General features: G+C 35.3%; 22 protein-coding genes. 2 read left to right on the top strand and 20 right to left on the bottom strand.

Features of this window, described 5'->3' with window-relative positions; all coding sequences use genetic code 11:
• Window positions 1-34: 34 nt before the first annotated feature.
• The 7 genes from JFU20_RS24440 to JFU20_RS24410 all read right to left on the bottom strand — a co-directional run bounded on the left by JFU20_RS24440 (window position 35) and on the right by JFU20_RS24410 (window position 6,635).
• Entirely contained in the window at window positions 35-256 is a 222-nt protein-coding gene (locus tag JFU20_RS24440; RefSeq protein ID WP_001132292.1) for a YneF family protein, read from the bottom strand.
• Between the two features lie 78 nt (window positions 257-334).
• Window positions 335-775, bottom strand: a complete 441-nt coding sequence (gene sirA, locus JFU20_RS24435; RefSeq protein ID WP_002014415.1) for a sporulation inhibitor of replication protein SirA — start codon at window positions 773-775, stop codon at window positions 335-337.
• A 156-nt stretch (window positions 776-931) separates the two neighbouring features.
• Window positions 932-2,932: a transketolase gene (gene tkt / locus JFU20_RS24430; protein WP_002087884.1), complete on the bottom strand. Its 2,001-nt coding sequence runs from the start codon at window positions 2,930-2,932 to the stop codon at window positions 932-934.
• 301 nt (window positions 2,933-3,233) lie between these two features.
• A complete protein-coding gene (phnE, locus tag JFU20_RS24425; protein WP_002014419.1) occupies window positions 3,234-4,037 on the bottom strand; it encodes a phosphonate ABC transporter, permease protein PhnE in 804 nt (267 codons plus the stop codon).
• The gene (gene phnE, locus JFU20_RS24420; RefSeq protein ID WP_002165254.1) at window positions 4,037-4,831 is read right to left on the bottom strand and encodes a phosphonate ABC transporter, permease protein PhnE; all 795 of its coding nucleotides are present in this window, start codon (window positions 4,829-4,831) and stop codon (window positions 4,037-4,039) included. The genes phnE (JFU20_RS24425) and phnE (JFU20_RS24420) overlap by 1 nt, the downstream gene beginning before the upstream one ends.
• Window positions 4,828-5,601 carry a phosphonate ABC transporter ATP-binding protein gene (phnC, locus tag JFU20_RS24415; protein WP_002165253.1) on the bottom strand — a complete coding sequence of 258 codons (774 nt, stop codon included), beginning with the start codon at window positions 5,599-5,601 and terminating at the stop codon, window positions 4,828-4,830. Before phnC ends, phnE (JFU20_RS24420) begins: the two co-directional genes overlap by 4 nt.
• Before the next feature lie 95 nt (window positions 5,602-5,696).
• Window positions 5,697-6,635: a phosphate/phosphite/phosphonate ABC transporter substrate-binding protein gene (locus JFU20_RS24410; protein WP_002137777.1), complete on the bottom strand. Its 939-nt coding sequence runs from the start codon at window positions 6,633-6,635 to the stop codon at window positions 5,697-5,699.
• 185 nt (window positions 6,636-6,820) lie between these two features.
• On the opposite strand from JFU20_RS24410, the gene JFU20_RS24405 reads away from it, so the two are divergent.
• The gene (locus tag JFU20_RS24405; protein WP_002165251.1) at window positions 6,821-8,404 is read left to right on the top strand and encodes a bifunctional metallophosphatase/5'-nucleotidase; all 1,584 of its coding nucleotides are present in this window, start codon (window positions 6,821-6,823) and stop codon (window positions 8,402-8,404) included.
• Between the two features lie 40 nt (window positions 8,405-8,444).
• Here JFU20_RS24405 and JFU20_RS24400 read toward each other — a convergent pair whose 3' ends face one another.
• The gene (locus JFU20_RS24400; protein ID WP_002014431.1) at window positions 8,445-8,684 is read right to left on the bottom strand and encodes a DUF896 domain-containing protein; all 240 of its coding nucleotides are present in this window, start codon (window positions 8,682-8,684) and stop codon (window positions 8,445-8,447) included.
• 45 nt (window positions 8,685-8,729) lie between these two features.
• A complete protein-coding gene (locus JFU20_RS24395; RefSeq protein WP_002014433.1) occupies window positions 8,730-9,386 on the bottom strand; it encodes a YneB family resolvase-like protein in 657 nt (218 codons plus the stop codon).
• 141 nt (window positions 9,387-9,527) lie between these two features.
• Between JFU20_RS24395 and lexA the strand changes: the two genes are divergently transcribed.
• Entirely contained in the window at window positions 9,528-10,142 is a 615-nt protein-coding gene (lexA, locus tag JFU20_RS24390) for a transcriptional repressor LexA (protein WP_002087894.1), read from the top strand.
• Window positions 10,143-10,245: 103 nt separating this feature from the next.
• On the opposite strand, the gene JFU20_RS24385 is transcribed toward lexA, so the two are convergent.
• The 11 genes from JFU20_RS24385 to JFU20_RS24335 form a co-directional block, all read right to left on the bottom strand.
• On the bottom strand, window positions 10,246-11,049 hold the full coding sequence (locus JFU20_RS24385; protein ID WP_002014437.1) for a DUF4097 family beta strand repeat-containing protein: 804 nt from the start codon (window positions 11,047-11,049) through the stop codon (window positions 10,246-10,248).
• Window positions 11,050-11,592, bottom strand: coding sequence for a DUF1700 domain-containing protein (locus JFU20_RS24380; protein WP_002087898.1), 543 nt, complete (start codon window positions 11,590-11,592; stop codon window positions 11,050-11,052).
• Window positions 11,585-11,908, bottom strand: a complete 324-nt coding sequence (locus JFU20_RS24375) for a PadR family transcriptional regulator (RefSeq protein WP_002165248.1) — start codon at window positions 11,906-11,908, stop codon at window positions 11,585-11,587. The genes JFU20_RS24380 and JFU20_RS24375 overlap by 8 nt, the downstream gene beginning before the upstream one ends.
• Before the next feature lie 227 nt (window positions 11,909-12,135).
• Window positions 12,136-13,935 carry an ABC transporter ATP-binding protein gene (locus JFU20_RS24370; protein ID WP_002165247.1) on the bottom strand — a complete coding sequence of 600 codons (1,800 nt, stop codon included), beginning with the start codon at window positions 13,933-13,935 and terminating at the stop codon, window positions 12,136-12,138.
• A gap of 11 nt (window positions 13,936-13,946) precedes the next feature.
• Window positions 13,947-15,134 carry a nucleotidyltransferase domain-containing protein gene (locus JFU20_RS24365; RefSeq protein WP_002014444.1) on the bottom strand — a complete coding sequence of 396 codons (1,188 nt, stop codon included), beginning with the start codon at window positions 15,132-15,134 and terminating at the stop codon, window positions 13,947-13,949.
• Between the two features lies 1 nt (window position 15,135).
• Window positions 15,136-15,609 carry a lasso peptide biosynthesis B2 protein gene (locus tag JFU20_RS24360; RefSeq protein WP_002165246.1) on the bottom strand — a complete coding sequence of 158 codons (474 nt, stop codon included), beginning with the start codon at window positions 15,607-15,609 and terminating at the stop codon, window positions 15,136-15,138.
• 36 nt (window positions 15,610-15,645) lie between these two features.
• Window positions 15,646-15,954, bottom strand: coding sequence for a lasso peptide biosynthesis PqqD family chaperone (locus JFU20_RS24355; protein ID WP_002165245.1), 309 nt, complete (start codon window positions 15,952-15,954; stop codon window positions 15,646-15,648).
• Entirely contained in the window at window positions 15,917-16,888 is a 972-nt protein-coding gene (locus JFU20_RS24350) for an aldolase (RefSeq protein ID WP_002014449.1), read from the bottom strand. The genes JFU20_RS24355 and JFU20_RS24350 overlap by 38 nt, the downstream gene beginning before the upstream one ends.
• 81 nt (window positions 16,889-16,969) lie before the next feature.
• A complete protein-coding gene (locus JFU20_RS24345) occupies window positions 16,970-17,095 on the bottom strand; it encodes a paeninodin family lasso peptide (RefSeq protein WP_002014450.1) in 126 nt (41 codons plus the stop codon).
• A 15-nt stretch (window positions 17,096-17,110) separates the two neighbouring features.
• Window positions 17,111-19,048: a lasso peptide isopeptide bond-forming cyclase gene (locus JFU20_RS24340; RefSeq protein WP_002014451.1), complete on the bottom strand. Its 1,938-nt coding sequence runs from the start codon at window positions 19,046-19,048 to the stop codon at window positions 17,111-17,113.
• 292 nt (window positions 19,049-19,340) lie between these two features.
• Window positions 19,341-20,504 carry an aminotransferase class I/II-fold pyridoxal phosphate-dependent enzyme gene (locus JFU20_RS24335; protein WP_033715892.1) on the bottom strand — a complete coding sequence of 388 codons (1,164 nt, stop codon included), beginning with the start codon at window positions 20,502-20,504 and terminating at the stop codon, window positions 19,341-19,343.

Here is a 20,504-nt window from a genome sequence, read left to right as displayed (position 1 = left end):
GAAAAGGGCACTCGGTAAGAGTGCCCTTTGGCGCTTATTTCGTTTGTTGCTTGTTCATCGCGCTCATCATTTGATTGATTTTCTTTTGGGAAGGTTTTTGTCCCATTTGCATCATCATCATTTTTAACATTTGTTCGTTAATTGGTGGATTTTTTTGTAAGTAATTCATCATGTATTTGCGGGCAATGAAAAATCCTAACGCCACGCCTGCTACTAGTGCTACTACGCCCACTAGAATACCTAACCACATTGGCATATCTTTTCCTCCTTCATGTTGTCTACCTTACAGTGTACTAAAACCTTTTCAATAAGACAAGATACTATTCGACATTTTTTACACATATGTTCGTACTTGTTTGAGAGGATTTAACCAACCGTACTTTTTATTTTCATAATCCATCGCTAAAAATGTTAACTCACACTTTCTAAGCACCTCAAAGAAAGTTGTTTCCATGGATACATTTCCAGAAGTATTTATTCGAATATATTGTGGTTTCACCATTATTTCTCCGTATTCGGCTCCTGTATAAAGCGTATGAGTATGATTTGTTCTTTCATATTTACCAAGAACACGCAAAGCTTGTTCTAATTTATGATGAATTTTCATTACTTGTAACGGCATCGTAATATACGTCATTTGTTTATATAATACTTTCTTCTCCGAAAGGAACCCAGATTCTGAAAATCGAGCAAATAAATCAAAAAACAAATATTCACGACCAAAGTAAGCTTTCGCAATATCCTCTTGAATTAAATACAATTCATACGTTTTCATTTTTCCCCTCCCGATCTGGACAACCTTTTCCCTACATTATATAAGAGAAGACTTGCAATGATTGTCTGACTACGGAGAGAGAAAAAACTTTTCCTGTCGAAAAAACTCAATTACATAGAAAAATCTCCCCATGCTGGAGAGATTTTTCTAAAATCATTAAAGCATTTCTTTTACTTTACGAACAACGTTCTCTACAGTAAATCCATACTCTTCCATAATCTTCTCACCAGGAGCAGAAGCACCGAATGTGTCAATACCTAGTACATCTCCATCAAGGCCTACGTAACGGTGCCATCCGAATGTAGCACCCATTTCAATTGCGAAACGTTTCGTTACTGCTTTTGGTAGTACAGATTCTTTGTACTCAGCAGTTTGAGCTTCGAAGCGATCCATAGATGGCATGCTAACAACAGCTGCATCAACGCCGTCTGCTGCTAGAGCTTTTTGCGCTTCGATTGCTAAGCTTACTTCAGATCCAGTTGCAATTAAGATTACATCAGAAGTTTCTTTCTTGCTTGCAGAAACTACATATGCACCTTTTGCTACTTTTTCATAAGTATCGTCTTTTGCACCTTCTAATGTTGGAAGATCTTGACGAGTTAACACTAATGCAGTTGGTGTTTTTGTAGATTCTAGAGCTAGTCTCCAAGCTGCAACTGATTCGTTACCGTCTGCTGGACGAATAACAGATACATTTGGCATTGCACGAAGCGCTGCTAATTGTTCAACTGGTTCATGTGTTGGACCATCTTCACCAACAGCAATACTGTCATGTGTAAATACATACGTTACAGGCAATTGCATTAATGCTGCAAGACGAATTGCTGGACGTAAGTAGTCAGAGAATACGAAGAACGTACCACCGTAAGTTTTTAAACCGCCATGAAGTGCGATACCGTTCATTGCTGCACCCATTGCGAACTCACGTACACCGTACCAAATGTTTTTTCCGCTGTAATCAGCTCTTGTAAAGTCTTTTTCGTTATTCATGTATGTTTTGTTAGAACCAGCAAGGTCAGCAGATCCACCGAAGAATGATGGTACAGACTCTGCAATTGCATTAATTACAGCACCTGAAGAATTACGTGTTGCTGCTTTTGATCCTAATTCATAAGTTGGTAAGCTTTGTTCCCAACCTTCTGGAAGAAGACCGTTCATTGCTGCTTGCAGTTCGTTTGCTAATTCTGGATATGCTTGTGCATATTCACCGAGCATCGTGTTCCACGCAGCTTGCGTCGTTTCACCAACATCTTGTACTGTTTTACGGAAGTTGTCATATACTTCTTCAGCTACATGGAAGTCTTGTTCAGCAGTCCAAGCGTATGCTTCTTTCGTTAATTTTGTTTCGTCTACACCAAGTGGAGAACCATGTGAAGCTGATTTTCCTGATTTGTTTGGAGAACCGAAACCAATTGTCGTTCTTACTTCAATTAGCGTTGGGCGTTTTTCGTCAGCTTTCGCTTCTTCAATTGCTTTTGCGATTGCTTCAATATCATTTCCATCCTCAACACGGATTACTTGCCATCCGTATGCTTTGTAACGATCTTCTACACTTTCAGAGAATGAACGATTTAAATCGCCATCTAATGAAATATCGTTTGAATCGTAAAGTACAACAAGACGACCTAATTGTAAATGAGCAGCTAATGAAGATGCTTCAGCAGAAACGCCTTCCATTAAATCTCCATCACCACAAATAGCGTATGTATGATGATCTACTACATTATACGCATCACGGTTGTATTTAGCCGCTAAATGTCTTTCAGCCATTGCCATACCTACAGCAGTTGCAATACCTTGTCCAAGTGGACCAGTTGTTGAGTCTACACCTGCTGTGTGACCATACTCAGGATGTCCTGGAGTTTTGCTTCCCCATTGACGGAAGTTCTTTAAATCATCCATTGTTAAGTCATAACCAGATAGATGAAGTAGACTGTATAGTAACATTGAGCCATGACCTGCAGATAATACGAAACGATCGCGGTTAAACCACGTTGGGTTATTTGGATTGTGTTTCATAAATTGAGTCCATAATGTATAAGCCATTGGTGCTGCACCCATTGGCATTCCTGGGTGACCAGAGTTTGCTTTTTCAATCGCATCAATGGATAATGTGCGAATCGTGTTGATAGAAAGTTGTTCGATTGAATGTGACATGCTATTCTTCCCTTCGCGTATGTTAGTAAACGTTTTATACATTTATATGATAGCTTCCCACGCAAGATTATACAACATGTATCGACAAATATGTTGATGTTTTTTTGATTTTTCATAAAAAATACAGTGATTCAGGGAATGTATGGGCATTCAATATGACATACTTTTTAATTGTTTTTATTTTAAAAATAAATATAATTATCTGTATATTTATACAAATATACTAATTTCTGATATATCTCCTTTTTGATAACCTTTAAAAATACAAAAAAGCATCTGAATTAGATGCTTTTAAAACAAATTAAATAATCCGCTTACGAATAGAACTTGAAATAAAATCAATTATAATTACCATTAAAATGATACCTAATAAAATAATTCCCACACGAGACCAATTACGTGAACTAAGTGCAAAAATTAATGGCGTACCAATACCACCTGCTCCAATAACACCTAAAATCGCAGCGGATCGTACATTAATTTCAAACCTGTATAACGTATACGATAGAAAATCCGGTAACACTTGTGGTAATACGGCATACCAAAGTATTTGAAACCGATTTGCACCCGTTGCTATTAACGCTTCCGTCGGTCCCTTATCTATATTTTCAATTCCTTCCGAATATAGTTTCCCTAACATTCCGATAGAGTGTAACCCTAAAGCTAGAACTCCGGCAAAAGAGCCTGGACCAACAGCTTTTATAAATAAAAGAGCCATAACTAATTCAGGAAATGTACGAACAAAACTAAGTACAAATTTCCCAGTTCCTGAAGTTAATTTTCCACTACTCATATTCGTTGCCGCCCAAAAAGCAAATGGAACAGATAAAAAAGCAGAAATAAATGTACCTAATATCGCAATTGCCAACGTATCAATTAAACCGTGTAATAAATCTTCACCATCTGGCAAAGATACATACGACCAATCTGGGTTCAATACGCCTGTCATAATGGCTTTTGTAATTTCTCCCGCCGTATTCTTTATTCCCTCTAACGGGACTCCTGAAAAGGCCCATACATATACAACTGTAAGTGCTATAAAAATAATCCAGCGATTTACACTCAGTTTCTTCGGTTTTGGTATGATTATCATCGTTTTACTCATTATAATTTCTCCCGCAACACTGTACTTATATAATCAATTAGCAATACAACAACAAGGGTATAAATAATAATAGAAGCAGTTTGTTGATATTGTAAAAATCCAAGTGTACGATCATAATATAATCCAATCCCACCTGCTCCTACTAAACCTAGAACAGCTGCTGCACGTACATTCACCTCAAATGTATAAAGTACATAGGAGACGAAGTGCGCTTTCACTTGCGGAATGACCCCATAAACTATCCATTGCACCTTATTCGCTCCTACAGCTGTCATCGCTTCTAATGGACCTGGATCAATTGATTCAATTGACTCATACAATAATTTCGCTACGAGTCCAACGGAGAAACAAGTAAGAGCCAAAATACCTGGAAGTGGCCCTATTCCAAAAATCGCTACAAAAATAGCCGCTAATAATAAATCTGGTATTGTTCGTATAAAATTTAAAATCAATCGAGCTGGACTGTACAAAAATACACTAGTAAATACATTACTTGCCGCAAATAGTGCAAGTGGAATGGCTAAAATCGCCCCTAAAGTCGTTCCAATAATCGCCATACGTATTGTATCTAACATTGCTGTTGTAATAATTTGAAAATAACTCCAATCTGGTGGCACCATTTCCTTCAATAAATCCATCATATTTGGAAAACCAACTACTAGTTTTGAAAATGATGCGTCGACCTGTACACTACTCCCCCACAACAGTAAAATAACTAAAATAACCGTTAACATATGTTTCAATTTACTCGGCGGCTTCGGTATCGATTTCGAATATATCGTCACTTCATTCATTTAGCTGCCACCTCTAATAATGCGCTTTTCTGAGCTACGTCCCCATAAATTTCAGCGAATTTTTCATCCGTTGCCTCTTCTACTAACCCATCAAAAACAATTTCACCAGCATGTAATCCAATAATACGAGTAGCATATTGCCTCGCTAAATCAATAGAATGTAAGTTTACAATTGTCGTAATTCCAAAATCTTCATTAATTTTCTTCAAATCATCCATTACTTGCTTTGTTGTCAGAGGATCTAACGAAGCAACAGGCTCATCTGCCAATATGATTTTCGCTTCTTGTGCCAATGCTCTAGCAATTGATACACGTTGCTGTTGTCCCCCTGATAATTCATCAGCTCGTGCATATGCTTTTTCTGAGATATTCACTCTATTCAGCGCCTGGAATGCAAGCTCCACATCCTCTTTCGGAAACAGACCTAACGTTGTACGCAATGTAGAATGATATCCAACCCGCCCAGCTAATACATTCTTCAGTACCGTTGATCGCTTCACAAGGTTAAAGCTTTGAAAAATCATACCAATATCTCGGCGTATGCGTCGTAATCCTTTTCCTTTTGCAGCAGTAATAGACTCCCCTTCAATAATGATTTCTCCTTCTGTGATCTCATGAAGGCGATTTACCGATCTGAGAAGTGTAGATTTTCCAGCCCCGGATAGCCCGACCATTACAACAAACTCACCTTTTTGAATTTTCAAGTTTATATTATTCAATCCTTTTGTACCATTCGGATACACTTTGGAAACATTTCGAAACTCTATCACACATCTTACCTACCTTCTATGTATTATCAATAACTGAAAAACGGCAAACTAACTGAAATCACACACTTTCCAGTTAGTCGCCATTTCCATATGTATTATTGCGTTTTCACTTTCTTTCCATATTCACGAACGATATCAAATTTACTATCATCAGATTTAACGTATCCTTCATGTGAGTATACTTCTTTAATGATTTTGTGCCCTTCCTCATTCTTTCCTATTTCAATGAAAGCATCCTGTAATTTCTTGCTCCACTCTGCATCTAAATCAGAACGTACAGAAATCGTATCGTTTGGAATTTTCTCCGTAAATTTCACTATTTTCGTTTGATCGAATATATTCGGATAATCTTTTTTTACAATATTGCGAGCATCTTGGAATACAACAGCTGCATCTACATCACCATTTAAAAGAGCAATAAGTGACTGATCATGACCTTTTAATGTAACAGGTTTCACATCCTTTAGCGGATCGATTCCCTCTTTTAACAATACAGCCGCAGGCCATACATAACCCGCTGATGATGTTACATCTTGATAGCCAATTTTTTTACCTTTTAAATCTTTTACACTATTAATATTAGAATCTTTCTTAACAACAAACTCTGATTTATAAACATCTACTAAATCCTTTGTGGGAGCTCCAGTTTCATCATCTACCCCAAAACGTTGCGCCTGTAAAATTACGTTTGCAGCCTTTTTCTCATGCGCTAACACATACGCTGTTGGAGGTAAAAAGCCTACATCTACTTGCTTAGATGCCATCGCTTCTACAATTGTATTGTAATTCGTTGAAATACTAACTTTTACCGGAATGTTTAATTTATCACTTAATAGCTTTTCCAATGGTTTTGCCTTCGCCTCTAACGTATCTGCATTTTGAGAAGGAACAAATTGAACATTTAGTGTCTTCGGTACATAACCTTTTTTCGTATCTTCATTTTTACTTGCACTTGATTCCTTCGTTCCACATCCACTTAATAATCCCGCTGCTAGTACAACTGTTGTGCTCATTGCAAAAACTTTTTTCAACATGTTAATGCCTCCATTTTTCGTTGTTATAAAATAACCTTCCATAAACATGAAGAAATATATCACATATTTTTACAAATAATTGCTTATTTACAGAATCTTTACACATTCTATACATTCACATTAAAATTCTTTTCATATATTTGATATGATTAATTGAAAGATAACTATAGAAAAGGTGAATGGCGTTGAATCAAAATCAAATTGTAACTTTAAATATTTTATTAACAAGCGATGTACATGGTACTGTGTATCCAATTCACTACCAAGATAACTCCAAAGCAGAAATTGGTTTAGCTAAAATTTCTACTCTCATAAAAAAAGAACGTTCTCAAAATGCAAACGTTCTTCTGATTGATAACGGGGACTTCATTCAAGGAACACCATTTACTTATCATTACGCTACATACGAAAAAGATATGGAAAACCCAATGTCCTTATTAGCCAACTACTTAGAGTATGACATTGCAATTATCGGAAATCATGAATTTAATTACGGAATGGATATATTAAATAATGCTGTGGCTACTGCAAATTCCCCTTATCTATCAGCAAACATTTTAGATAAAAACAGAAAAGAACCTTATTTCGGGAAACCATATATAATAAAACATATTGAATCAAATATAAAAATTGCTATTTTAGGGGTGACAACGCATTACATCCCCCATTGGGAACAAGCACATCATATTAAAGATTTACAATTTGAAGATGCATTTGAAACAACAAAAAAATGGGTTTCTTACATCCGTAAACATGAAAAACCAGATTTACTAGTCGTAGCCTATCACGGGGGATTTGAACGTGATTTACAAACCGGAGTACCGACTGAAGTTTTAACAGGTGAAAACCAAGGATATGCAATGTGCCATGAAATTGAAGGCATAGATATTTTACTAACAGGCCACCAACACCGAGAAATCGCTCACACCGTGATTAATGGTGTAACAATTTTACAGACCGGATGCAATGGACACTCAGTTGGAAAAGTAACAGTAACATTCGAAAAAGCAGAACAAAAATGGGTGAAAAAAGAGAGTTATTCAGAGTTATTGCCCGTACAAGGAATTGCGGCAGACCAAGATGTTCTTTCCTTGGTTGCCAATTATGAAGAGAAAACACAAAATTGGCTTGATAAACCTATTGGAATAATTTATGGGGATATGCAAATTTCCGATGCTATGCAAACACGTTTGCAAGACCATCCTTTTATTGAATTCATAAATAAAATACAGATGGATATAGCTAATGTTTCAATTTCTTGTACAAGTTTGTTTCATAATACATCTCCAGGTTTCCCGAAACATGTAACAATGCGTGACATCGTTTCTAATTATATTTATCCAAATACATTAAAAGTAATTAGAATAACCGGAGCGGATATAAAAGATGCTCTCGAACTCTCTGCTTCTTATTTCACATTAAAAGCAGATGGAACCATCATCGTAAACCCTACCTATATAGAACCAAAACCACAACACTATAATTACGATATGTGGGAAGGGATTTCGTATGTATTAAACATTTCAAAACCAATTGGAGAGAGAGTAGAGTCTTTGCAGTATAAAGGCGCTCCTCTTAATATGAATGAAGAATATGACGTTGTTATGAATAATTATCGTGCAAGCGGTGGCGGGAACTTCTTTATGTTTCAAAATAAACCAGTAGTAAAAGACATACCAACAGATATGTCTGAACTTATCGCTAACTATATATTAAAGCATAAAAGGATAGAAGCAACGAAAAATGAAAACTGGAAAGTTATTAAATAACAATTTTAACAAATAAAAAAAGATGGGCTATGCCCATCTTTTAATTTAATTTTGCATTATCCTGCTTTTTTAAAGCTTTTAATTTCGCCGGTGTAACGTCCGTGCCTTCTTCGTTAACGACTTTAATTCCTTTTAATTCGTTTAACATATTTTGACGAAATCCTTTTAAATATTGTTCACGAAGCGATTGGCGCTCACGTTGTTCTTCTTCAGTTAAGCCTTCAGCTTTTGCTTTTTTCGCTAAGAAGTTAATGCGTTCAATGAGTTCTTGACTTGGCATCTCGAATCCCCCTTCTACTCAAAACTGATTATTATCATACAATAGTTATTCCTCTTTATCAAGCAATTGCTTTGTATATTCTACATACCTTCGATGTACAGTTGCTTTTGAAACATCATGACCAAAACCACGAAGTGTTGCTGCAATTTCTTCAAAAGTTAATTCATTCCGGCGCAAACGTACAATTTCCTCAATTGGCACTTCTTTTTTCTCACGTCCTACGCTTAAATGACGATTTTTCAAATTATTTTCTGGACGAAATCCTTTCTCCACTGCTCTTTGCATGCCACGTTTAATTTTTAAATTGTGGATCTTTCTTTGATACTCTTCAACGATCCCAATTATATTTAGCACCATCGAATCAGAATCTGAAAGCTGTAATTCACCACTATGCGTGTGCGTATAAACTTTTATCCCCTCTTTATGTAAACAATGCATTAATGCAATCTTTGCATTTCCTCTACCAAGACGCGTTTCATCTTGTATAAGTAGTACATCAACTTGTTCATCTCGAATTGTATCTAGCACTTCTAATATGCCATCACGTTCAATTGTATAACCGCTAGCCTGCTCCTCAATTACCTTTGTAACATCCATTTGATAGCGCTCAGCTAAATGCAATAATTCATCTTTTTGACGCAATAATGATGTTTCCTGTTCTTCTTTTGTTGTGCTCACACGTGCATAAATAATTGCATTCATTTTGAACCCTTCTTTCTCACTATATTTTCCTTATAGTGTATCATAAATTTGCCTTTCGTTCGAACTTATGTTTGTAGAATGTTTTTTCGCATGTTATACTTAATAATAAGAAAAATGAAAGAAAACGAGGTGTTAGAAAACATGGAAAAGTTAACGAAACGCCAGCAAGACATTCTCGACTTTATTAAGCTAAAAGTACAAGAAAAAGGATATCCACCTTCCGTACGTGAAATCGGTCAAGCAGTCGGCCTTGCTTCTAGTTCTACAGTGCACGGACATTTATCACGACTAGAAGAAAAGGGATATATTCGACGCGATCCAACAAAACCACGCGCAATTGAAATTTTAGGTGACAACCGAACGGAAACACAATCTGTTATTCAAGTTCCAATCATCGGAAAAGTTACTGCCGGTTTACCGATTACAGCAGTCGAAAGTGTAGAAGATCACTTCCCACTTCCAGCTAGTATCGTTGCTGGAGCAGATCAAGTGTTTATGTTACGCATTTCTGGAGATAGCATGATTGAAGCCGGTATCTTTGATGGTGATTTAGTTGTTGTTCGCCAACAACAGTCTGCATACAACGGTGAAATTGTAGTTGCTTTAACAGAAGATAACGAAGCAACTGTTAAACGTTTCTATAAAGAAAAAGATCATTTCCGTCTACAACCGGAAAACTCTTCACTAGAACCTATTATTTTAAAACAAGTGTCAGTTATTGGAAAAGTAATTGGCGTATATCGTGATTTACATTAAAAATAATAAAAAGAAGATAATTCCCTTATTTATATAGGTAATTATCTTCTTTTTATATTTTGATAGATTTCCGTTCATTCAAAAGAATGCGTTTCATTAATTATTAACGCGTTTCAATAGTAACATCTCCAGCAGCGGTTTTACCGCTAATCTTTTTACTACCATTACCAATCGTTATATTTTTATTGTCTTCATTAAAAATTGTCACGTCTCCAGCAGCAGTTTGCCCAGTTATAACTGCATCTTGTGGTTTTTCCAATAAAGTAATATCTACATCTCCAGCAGTTGAACTTACCTCTAAATCATATTTAGAATCATGATCAATAATATCTATATCCCCACTAGCCGTTTTTGCTGTTACTTTCCCTATTACTTTTTTAAAATTCACCTCACCAGCTTTTGTAGACCCCTCCACACTCTTTGCTGTTACATGTTTCAAATCCACTTCTCCGGCGAGTGTTTCAACACTTACGCGGTCACTTTTCACATTACTTATTTCTATTTGTCCAGCGGATGAATTTACTTTTATCTCTTGATAAGAACGTTCAGGTACTAATATAGTCAATGTAGGCGTTTGAAATCCGAAATTGTAAAATGAAAAATCAAATGAAACACCTTTTTCTATTTCCCCTATGATTTTTAATGTATCACCATCTTCAGCAATACGAATCTCCTGTTTACTTACGTCTCCTTTTTGCTTTACATAAAAAGAGGAATCAGGAGATTTTTGGACAACAATATCTCCAGCATCTAACTTAACTTCTACATTTTTTAGCGTTTCGTTTTTAATTACGTCCTCTTTATCTCCTTTTTCTGCAGTTTGTACTGCTTTTTCATATGTTTGTGAAATCCCTATTACTCCAATAATGATACAAGCGATAGCTACTAATAATATCTTTTTCATCATCTACTCCCCTTTTATCATTTTGAAGTTCCAGACTACATAGCGTACACATAATCTTTTAAACCACTTCGTACTATAATAAGCTACAATACATAACAACAAACCTACTCCGACAAACGTTATACTAACGAAAAGATCCAACCATATAAAAGTGCCCATAAATACTTTTACAATAACGAAAAATGGTGTCACTACACTAGCAATCCCACCGACCCAAAAAGAAAATATAAAACCTATAATTGCAATTAATGGGCCTAACACAATAATGAAATTAAACAAACTAAGTCCAACCGCTGCCATGACAGCTCTTGTTATATTCGAAGTCGATGGATCCTTTTTCATCTCATCAAAGCGATACAAAGCAAGCAAGTCTTTCGCAATTACTTTCGGAGAGCCAAGTCCCTTTATTATTTCTGATTCAGTTTTCCCCTCTTCCATCCCAAACTGAAAGTGCTCTTCATAATCAAATAAAATATCTTGTCGCTCTTCTTCTGGTAACTTTCTAAGATGACTTGATAATTCTTTAAGAAACCGTTCTTTACTCATCCCATTCCACCCCTTCAATAATTTCTTGAACACCTTTAGCAAAATCACGCCACTCTGTTACTAATAAAGTAAGTTGCCTCTCTCCTTGCTCTGTTAGTTGATAATATTTACGGGGCGGTCCTTCCGTCGACTCTTTTAAATACGTTTGAAAATATCCCTCTTTCGTTAAACGACGTAATAACGGATATACAGAACCTTCCGATATTAAAAATTTATTAGATATTTGCTGAACAAGTTCATAACCGTAACTATCTTTACGTTTCACTAGTGCCAAAACACATAGTTCTAACACCCCTTTTTTAAACTGAACGTTCAAGGACAATCCCCCTTTCTCATTTTAGTACTGTTCAATACACGGTACCTGATTTATCCATAATATACCACTCAGTACTATTTATTGCAAGGTACTAAATTATATTTATTCCCTAAATTTAGAAAATACAAATATAAAAGCCCGAATAAGACCTTTTGTAACTGACCATTATCCGGGCTATCATTCAACTCGAATTACAATAATACAAGATTTCATTCAATCTTTCTCCTCTATGAACCCACTTCCATTTGTGACCCTAATAAATTTCGAAATACACCTTTTCTCTCTTTAGCCAATTGATTAAATTCACCTTTTTGAACAATCTCACCTTTTCCTAAAACAATAACTTGATCTGCATTGCGGATCGTAGATAACCGATGCGCAATAACAACAATAGTCATCGTTCCTTTCAACCTTTCTATTGCTGATTGAATTTTTACTTCATTTTCAGTATCTAATGCACTCGTAGCTTCATCTAATACTAAAATGGATGGTTGTCTTAAAATAGCTCGAGCTAGTACAAGTCGTTGACGTTCACCACCTGAAAGTCTCACTCCACGATCTCCAATGAGAGTATCAAGCCCTTTTGGAAGCATTCGTACAAATTCAGCTGCCGCCGCAAAATCTAATGCAGTCCAAATTTGTTCTTCACTCGCATTCGGCTCAATCATCAATAAATTTTCTCTTATGCTTGCATTAAATAAAAAAGGATCTTGTGGCACATAACTAATAGCCCGTCTCAATGACAATAAATTTTCACTTGTAAGAGGAGTTCCATCTATTAATACTTGACCTTTCTCTGGCTGAATCAATCCCATTAAAACATCGATTAATGTGCTCTTCCCAGCTCCCGAATGTCCCACAATAGCCGTCATACTATTGATTGGTATTTTCACATTAATATTTTGAAGTGCATACAAATGCTCCTTCTTATTATATCGAAAATAAATACCCTTACATTCAATACCCTGCTCTATACAAATCGGCTTTATATGTTTTTGCTGATGTATATCCTGCATTTCAATTGCTTCATTACATTCCCCTTGTAAGTCCCATAATGACTTAAAAGCAGGAATGCTTGCAGCAAGCTGTTCTAAATTTGACTGAATTGTCATAAATCGTGGCCATAGTCTCGAAAAGATGAGTATGATTAATAGTAATTGGGTGGGTTGAGCTTTAAATATACTTACTGATAATAATATAAAAAATGCAATTAAAATAGCCATTGAAACTTTATAAAACAATTGAGAGTTCGACCTTATTCTCATATACTCCATTTGTTCATTACTCATCTTTTCTGTTATAGATTGTAACCAATCTAAACGTGATGCTTCCAAAGTATTACTCTTTATATCTTTAATTCCATTAAAATGATCTGTTATACCAGAAAGATAGTCTTGTGCTAATTTCGAGGTCTTACCGCCTAGTATTCGTGCTTTTTTTATAAAAACACGAGAAGCTACTAAGAATAATAAGCCAAAGACCAAAACAAATATAGTTATTTGGGGAGATAATAAAAACGCAAGCCCCACCTGTATGAATGTAAACAGAATAACAGCTAACAATTGTAAAATTAAATTAACCCCATAACTTACGCGAGCTAATTCTGTAGTTAATATATTTATTAGATTTGTTTTCCTTTTCTCTAAAAAAAAACTCCACTTCGCTTTTAGAATCATACTATATGTTTCTATTCTTAATTCTCGTACAAAAGCTTGTTGCGTTCTCGCATCCCTTAGCGTTATGTTTCGTTGTAATAGATTTTGCCCTAACACTATTAGTATATATATACCTAAAATAGAAATTAGGCTTGTTGTTTTAGGGAAATCCTGCAAAAATCTATAAACAGGTGCAATAAAAGCAGTCTCCTCACCTATATTAATTATTCCAGCCATACTTATCATAGGAATTAATAAAATAATACCTATCCCTTCAAGTAAACTTATTAAAACCATACCAAACAAATTCACATACAGAATTTTCCCTGCAGAAGAATATAATTTCTTCATAAAATATATAATATGATTCATCGATGTTCCCCCTATGACAAAGCAAGCTTCTTTGTTTTCCTCCAAAGACATAGAAACGGACGTAAAGGAAAATATAAAAAATGAAGGAATTTAGGTAACGGCAATGTTTTTGCATCAATCGGATAAGGATAGAGTTGGCTCATAATAAATAAAATTTTTTGCTGATTAGACATTAGTGAAAATAAATGTCGACTATGATAAGCAAGTACTTCTTCTGGCACAGGGTCGGTATGCAAGTTTATCATTTGCTTGAAATAAAACAGCGCTTCTTGAGCTAACTGCTTTGAACGTTTTTTCGCTACTAATTCCATCATCCTCTTATCTAATCGTGCACCTAACATTTGAGATGCCAAAATTAATGCTTGTCCTCCTAAATGAAACATTTGATATTTTCTCATTAATTTGTTAATCTCACTCCAGTTAAGATCTTGATTGACAATTTTTTTTATATCCACTAACCAGCGCAATCTAGACCAACCATGTCTAGCACCATGAGAGACAAGAAATAAAAATAAATCTTCCTTTCCTAACATATATACCGAATTACTTGTAAGTGCACTTTTTCTCTTTCGCTTCCAAAGCTCTTCAAACCCAGGTTCCTTACCCGGTCCAGGATTTAACCTCCAATGAATTTCAAGTTTAATCCGCCTTGTTGGATGGAAAAATGTTATATGGTGATGCCTCCATTTCCAATCACTTAATATCGTTTGAATATAATCATCTTTCACATATCCTTGCTCTAAAAGTAGTTTTTCTACTTTTTCTAATTTTTGAACAGGAATGAGAACGTCCAAATCACAAGATGTTCGTAAAGAAATATCTCCATATAAGTCCTGAGATAGTACAGGTCCTTTTAGAAACATCGTACGAATCTCATTTTCATTAAAAAATTTATTTATTCGTTCCATTTCAGCACTTAAATAAAGCATTTGAAATGTATTATTTCTATATTTTCTATTTAAAGTTTGTACAACATGTGAAGGAATTCGTTCCTCATCTACCTGTTTAAGTTTTTGATAAATCACCGGATAAACACGATGATGCATGGCTTGCTCAAGAAAAACCTCCCAATCAATATCTGTGAACCATTCACTACTATAAGTTTGCAGTATTTCGTCATCTTGTAACTTCAAAATTGTAAAAAGAAGTTTCAATTCCTTAGACATGAACTCTACATTAAGACCAAAATCTTTCTCCATTTTATTCTCCTTTAATAGTGTCCTCACTTAACCTCTTTGCAAATGATCCAACGACAGTAAATTTCTCCATTCCTTCTGATCCAGTAACATAAAAAGAACCGCTCCGTAACCATGCATGCGCAATTAATTCACCATGACTATCCTTAGCAGTTCCTAAATAAAGAGTACTCTCAATGTGACGTTTTTCGAGCATTTTCATCCCAGCTATAGCTTTAACAAGGCATTGACTTTCCCAAAAAGTATAACGACTCATAATAGAAATAGCTTCAGACACCTTCTTTAGTGTATCCCCGTGTGGCTGAATTTGAGCAACTGATGTTTCGTTCATGTAATCCCCTAAAGAAGGTGCAACTTTGGAAAAGGTAATACTTTTCAGTACACGCGCCCATCCTAAAAAAATAAAAGCCTCTAAAAATAAAAGCTTTGTTTCCATGTTCAGTGATAAAAATACCCTTAACCTTTTCACAATATTCATTAATCCCTTCCTAACAGTTCTCTTGAAATTGCGAATCTATCTATTAGATTGATCTTTTATTTGAATTAAACCTTCTTGAAATAAACGCTCTAAAAAGGAAAGAACTTGCTCTTCACAATCTTTTCGTTCAATATCATAGTTAGATACTAACATAGTAACAAGCTGATTAATTATTACTGGATTTTCAATAAGCTCCCATATTTCTCCGCCTATTTCACCCAAGTTATAGTAATTTCCTTTTTGGACATTTAACATAACTTTTTCTCCATCCATATCGCTTACTATATTACCTTTACTTTGGACAACGTTATGTTCTAATGATATTTTTCTCGAATGAACAACCATCAACCATACTCCCTTTCTGTATAGTATTTAAAATAACTTGCACAAGCTCATGAGCTGTAAATCTTGAAGTCGGGCGACTTAATTGAAACATTTCCATTCCGCTTGCAATATCAGATGACGTTTCAAAATGCCATTCCATCAATCCTAATTTAGAAATCAAAGAACTCCTAAAAGTATGGCGGTATAATTTATACAAGCGTGCAAGCCCTTCTATACGGGTCATCTCAATATCTTCTCCCTGTGCTTTTACTAATTCAATAACACCAGCAAGAGGTAATGGATCAGGAAAGAATTGAGAATTCACAGGAACAGCATACTTCGTTTCCCTTTCAAACAAAGGGCTATATTGCGTTATTTCCATTCCAAACTCATCTAAACTCTCTTGCCATAATTTTTGTTGTGGATAAGACGGATGAACTATTGGGGTATTCTTACATAAAAGAGTCACAGCAACTATATCATCACTTAAAAACTGATATCCTTTACTCAAAAAAGCCGAGGCTAAAGTTGATTTCCCAGCCCCTGAATCACCAATTAAAGCATATGCTTTCCCATCTATAGCAATCACACTTCCGTGCAATGGAAGTACTTTGCGTTGCATTAATAGTGCTCCCATGCAAGTTCCAAGGATATATAGTCGTATTTTATTTTCTTCAGCCTCTGGCATAGGTGAAAAAATGATTTTCTCACCCGCTTGGACAGAAAATATTGCAGTTTGAGGAACATGAAACATAACTACATCATCTTCCACTACAATTGTTCTTTGCTGTTCTTCGTTATATCCACTCCATCGTTCAGATAGATCAGTCATTTCTATTTGAATATCTGCCATCTCTTTCTTTTCATTCAGCTGAGACAATTCAGGTAATGGAATTTCACTTACTAACTTTAACCCGAAGGCTTTGTATAACACATTTCCCATCGAATCAATCATCCTATTCACCCCACATTGTCAATTTTTTGAAAGCTCTTATATATAAGATAAACTATATAAGAGCTTTATTTTTCTAATGATTTAACTATACTTCACCGCATCATCTGGATCAGGTTGAACAGCATCAGGAAGTTTATGCCCAGGTCCCGCCATAGTCATATTAATACTAAGTACTTCCAATACAGGTTGTTTCCATTCCTTTTTCATACGTATCACCTCCTTTCATATTACTTTTTTTATAAATCGATAGAATATTAAGCTGCGCATTAAAACTCTAAAATCTAAATCAAATGCATATTCTGGTCGAGGTTCTTTACAAATTTTTGAGATAGCTTTCTTAATTACCTCTACATTTAAAAATTCAGAAATTACTGGATCTACACTAAGTTCTTCAACTTCTTCAATGAATTCATTCCAAAAAGGAGCCATACGGTAAACACCATCTGCACCTTGAACACCTCGAATACGCTGATTTAATCGTACTTTATCAGGAAGTAATTTTTTTGTTGCTCTCCGGATAAGGGATCGATCTAAACCATTTTGAACATACTGTTCTTCCGGGACTGACGAACAAAATTGAATAATCCGTAAGTCATTTGTAGGATCACGATCCCATAAAGCATAGCGTAACGACAATTTCGTTTCATACGTTCCATTTATGCTCCAATAATAGGGTTTTTCAAACTGTTCTCTTTTCATGTCATATGCATTTGCGATAGAAGTACCTGTTATATCAACGCCCTGTTCTTTGAGTCTATCAAAAACATTCATTTTTTTAGCAAATTCCGGATTGATTATTGTGGGGAAAACATCTTGTTCCTCTGAAGAAAGTAACTGATACAAAAATGGAAAAGCCTTTCTTCTTACCACTTCAAAAACACGCGATTTTTTCACTCCTATATTTTTACTATACAAATATAGTTCACGATAAAAACGAATCCAATGTAGCTTTTTCAACAACATTGCCTGGTAATCAAAAATAGGCCCCCATGATACTGTCCAATTACCCCTTTGACCACTAAGGAGTACTCCTATTCCATGCTGAGATGCTTTTTCATAAACTCCACTCAACCAAAAAGTATTCTCAAAAAATTTATATGGCATCTCCATCGTTTCCAACCAATCATCAATTTCCGATAGTGGGCTTCTCTCTGGCAATTCTAAATAATAATCCTGTATATTCCCTACATGCTCTACAGTTGATTGAATAAATGGCCTTTCATCAGCAATTCTACCTTTGTGTGTCCAATCTTCAAATCCTGTTACAGGGACATAACTAAACGTATGTAACTTTTTATTTTCAGCACGTAAATCCTTTGCAGCGAAGCTAACAACAGATCCTGAGTCTAGCCCTCCGCTCAAATGAGCTCCTACTTGGTGATGTGTTCGTAAACGTGCCTTCACTGCACTTTGATACACCTCTCGAAACGCCTCTTCATACTCTTCATTTGATTTTAAATTAAGCATTTTCCCAGCAGTTGGTGTATAGTATCGCGAAAACTTCACTTTGCCTTCCTTTACCAAAATAGTGTGTGATGGAGGCACCTGTTCTATATATTTATAAACTGTTAACTGTGGATCTACTGATTCGAAATTTACAGGTATAGCTAAAAATTCAGCAATCCACTGCTTATTTAATTTCTTCTCAACATATGGTAGAGAAAATAACGGATTTATAATAGTACAAAAAGCAAACTTTTTCTCACCACGATAAAAATAAAGTGTCCGACTTCCCGAAAAATCTCTAGCTCCAAAAAGAATTTGTTTTTTCTCATCCCAAATCATAAAGGCAAAATCGCCTACCAAATATTTTGGAGCCGCTTCCCCCCATTTTTGATAAGAAAGTAAAATTAATTCACTATCTGTCATATTCTTTCTATCCGCATAATCTACTTGTAATTTTTTAAATAACTCATGACGATTATCAATAATAGCATCTGCTGTAATTGCCAGTTGCTTTTCATAATTATAGAAGGGTAATTGTTCACCAACTGACTCTGGCGTAATCCATTGTGCGTGACATCCTAGGAAAGCATTTTCTTTGTGCCATATTTGAATATCATCAGCAGGGTACTTTTGTAAATCACTCATTAATCGTGTGCCATGTTCAATTGATACAGGTTCATTAGTAAAGTGAATAATACCAGTTATAGCGCTCATTTCTTCCTCCTAATATATGAAAAGTCACTACAAATACTATTTATATATTAAATTCGTTAAACATACCCCTTTATCATTCTTTTTAACGAACAAAGTTATTTGTTTTATTACTTTCTCAATTACATGCTTTAATTTACTTACAGACTAAGATATAAATATTTAAAACCTATAATCATCTCTTTTTTATATCAATTGAAACTGAATGTTCCCAAACAATCCCCTTTGGAATTCACTATAAAGAACAAATAGTGGTACATATACAAATCTAATTCCAATTTTACTTACTTTTCTTTTAATTCTTCCATTCTACTGCTTTTAAAATGCTTTGAATTACCCTTTGTTGATCTTCAGCTAACATATTAGATCCTGAAGGCAAACAAATTCCACTTTGAAATAAGGAATGCGACACATCTTCATTTTTACTATGCGGATAATACTTCTTCTCTTTAAAGAGCGACTGCATATGAAGTGGCTTCCACATAGGACGCGCTTCAATATTCTCTTCTGCTAAAGTTCTCAACAATTTCCCAATAGAGATCCCGGATTCCTTTTCATCAATTGTCAATGTAGTAAGCCAACGATTAGAGCGAGTATTTTCTAATTCAGGCATAAAATAAAATCCTGGCATGTGAGATAGCGCTTCATAATACCGTTTATATATAAATCTTCTAGCTCTCACCCTATCTTCTAACACTTCTAATTGTCCTCTACCAATACCAGCTAAAATATTACTCATTCGATAATTATATCCTATCTCACTATGCTCATAATGTGGAGCTGGATCCTTTGCTTGTGTCGCTAAAAACCTCGCTCTTTCTAATGCTTCTACATCATTAGAAACTAGCATTCCACCACCTGAAGTTGTAATAATTTTATTTCCGTTAAATGAATAAACCCCAAACCTCCCAAATGTACCGCTTGCTTTTCCTTTATATGTAGATCCAAGAGATTCTGCTGCATCCTCAACTATAGGAACATTATATTGATTACAAAGTGAAAGAATTTCATCTAGTTTAGCACTCTGACCATATAAATGAACAAGAATGATAGCCTTTGGTAATTTCCCCACTTTATTAGCTTCATACAATGCATGTGCCAATGCATTCGGTGACATATTCCATGTTTCCGGTTCTGAGTCAATAAATACTGGTTCAGCTCCCAAATAAACAATCGGATTCGCACTCGCTACAAAAGTAAAACTTGAACAAAACACTGTATCTCCCTTTTGGACATCTAATAATCGCAAAGCTAAATGAATAGCAGCCGTACCTGAACTAACTGCAGCCCCACCTTTCACTCCTACAAAAGATGCAAGTTCTCTTTCGAATTCATCTACATTTGGACCAAGAGGGGCAATCCAGTTTGTATCAAATGCATTTTGAATATATTTTTGTTCATTCCTACTCATGTGCGGAGAGGAAAGGTAAATTCGCTTTTTATGCTGAACTGTGTGCAT

The sequence above is a fragment of the Bacillus sp. TH30 genome, assembly GCF_016650875.1.
GTDB classification, from domain to species: domain Bacteria; phylum Bacillota; class Bacilli; order Bacillales; family Bacillaceae_G; genus Bacillus_A; species Bacillus_A mycoides.
This window is presented reverse-complemented; position numbering and strand designations above follow the sequence as displayed.

Excerpts from the sequence above, each read along its gene's own strand:
- sirA (WP_002014415.1), bottom strand. The coding sequence starts at position 775 with ATGAAAACGTATGAATTGTATTTAATTCAAGAGGATATTGCGAAAGCT.
- JFU20_RS24410 (WP_002137777.1), bottom strand. The coding sequence starts at position 6,635 with ATGTTGAAAAAAGTTTTTGCAATGAGCACAACAGTTGTACTAGCAGCG.
- phnE (WP_002165254.1), bottom strand. The coding sequence starts at position 4,831 with ATGAATGAAGTGACGATATATTCGAAATCGATACCGAAGCCGCCGAGT.
- JFU20_RS24380 (WP_002087898.1), bottom strand. The coding sequence starts at position 11,592 with ATGAGTAAAGAACGGTTTCTTAAAGAATTATCAAGTCATCTTAGAAAG.
- JFU20_RS24340 (WP_002014451.1), bottom strand. The coding sequence starts at position 19,048 with ATGAGCGCTATAACTGGTATTATTCACTTTACTAATGAACCTGTATCA.
- JFU20_RS24385 (WP_002014437.1), bottom strand. The coding sequence starts at position 11,049 with ATGATGAAAAAGATATTATTAGTAGCTATCGCTTGTATCATTATTGGA.
- tkt (WP_002087884.1), bottom strand. The coding sequence starts at position 2,932 with ATGTCACATTCAATCGAACAACTTTCTATCAACACGATTCGCACATTA.
- JFU20_RS24355 (WP_002165245.1), bottom strand. The coding sequence starts at position 15,954 with ATGGTTGTTCATTCGAGAAAAATATCATTAGAACATAACGTTGTCCAA.
- JFU20_RS24370 (WP_002165247.1), bottom strand. The coding sequence starts at position 13,935 with ATGAATCATATTATATATTTTATGAAGAAATTATATTCTTCTGCAGGG.
- JFU20_RS24350 (WP_002014449.1), bottom strand. The coding sequence starts at position 16,888 with ATGATTGATTCGATGGGAAATGTGTTATACAAAGCCTTCGGGTTAAAG.
- JFU20_RS24345 (WP_002014450.1), bottom strand. The coding sequence starts at position 17,095 with ATGAAAAAGGAATGGAAACAACCTGTATTGGAAGTACTTAGTATTAAT.
- JFU20_RS24400 (WP_002014431.1), bottom strand. The coding sequence starts at position 8,684 with ATGCCAAGTCAAGAACTCATTGAACGCATTAACTTCTTAGCGAAAAAA.
- JFU20_RS24360 (WP_002165246.1), bottom strand. The coding sequence starts at position 15,609 with ATGAATATTGTGAAAAGGTTAAGGGTATTTTTATCACTGAACATGGAA.
- lexA (WP_002087894.1), top strand. The coding sequence starts at position 9,528 with ATGGAAAAGTTAACGAAACGCCAGCAAGACATTCTCGACTTTATTAAG.
- JFU20_RS24440 (WP_001132292.1), bottom strand. The coding sequence starts at position 256 with ATGCCAATGTGGTTAGGTATTCTAGTGGGCGTAGTAGCACTAGTAGCA.
- JFU20_RS24335 (WP_033715892.1), bottom strand. The coding sequence starts at position 20,504 with ATGCACACAGTTCAGCATAAAAAGCGAATTTACCTTTCCTCTCCGCAC.
- phnE (WP_002014419.1), bottom strand. The coding sequence starts at position 4,037 with ATGAGTAAAACGATGATAATCATACCAAAACCGAAGAAACTGAGTGTA.
- JFU20_RS24395 (WP_002014433.1), bottom strand. The coding sequence starts at position 9,386 with ATGAATGCAATTATTTATGCACGTGTGAGCACAACAAAAGAAGAACAG.
- JFU20_RS24365 (WP_002014444.1), bottom strand. The coding sequence starts at position 15,134 with ATGGAGAAAGATTTTGGTCTTAATGTAGAGTTCATGTCTAAGGAATTG.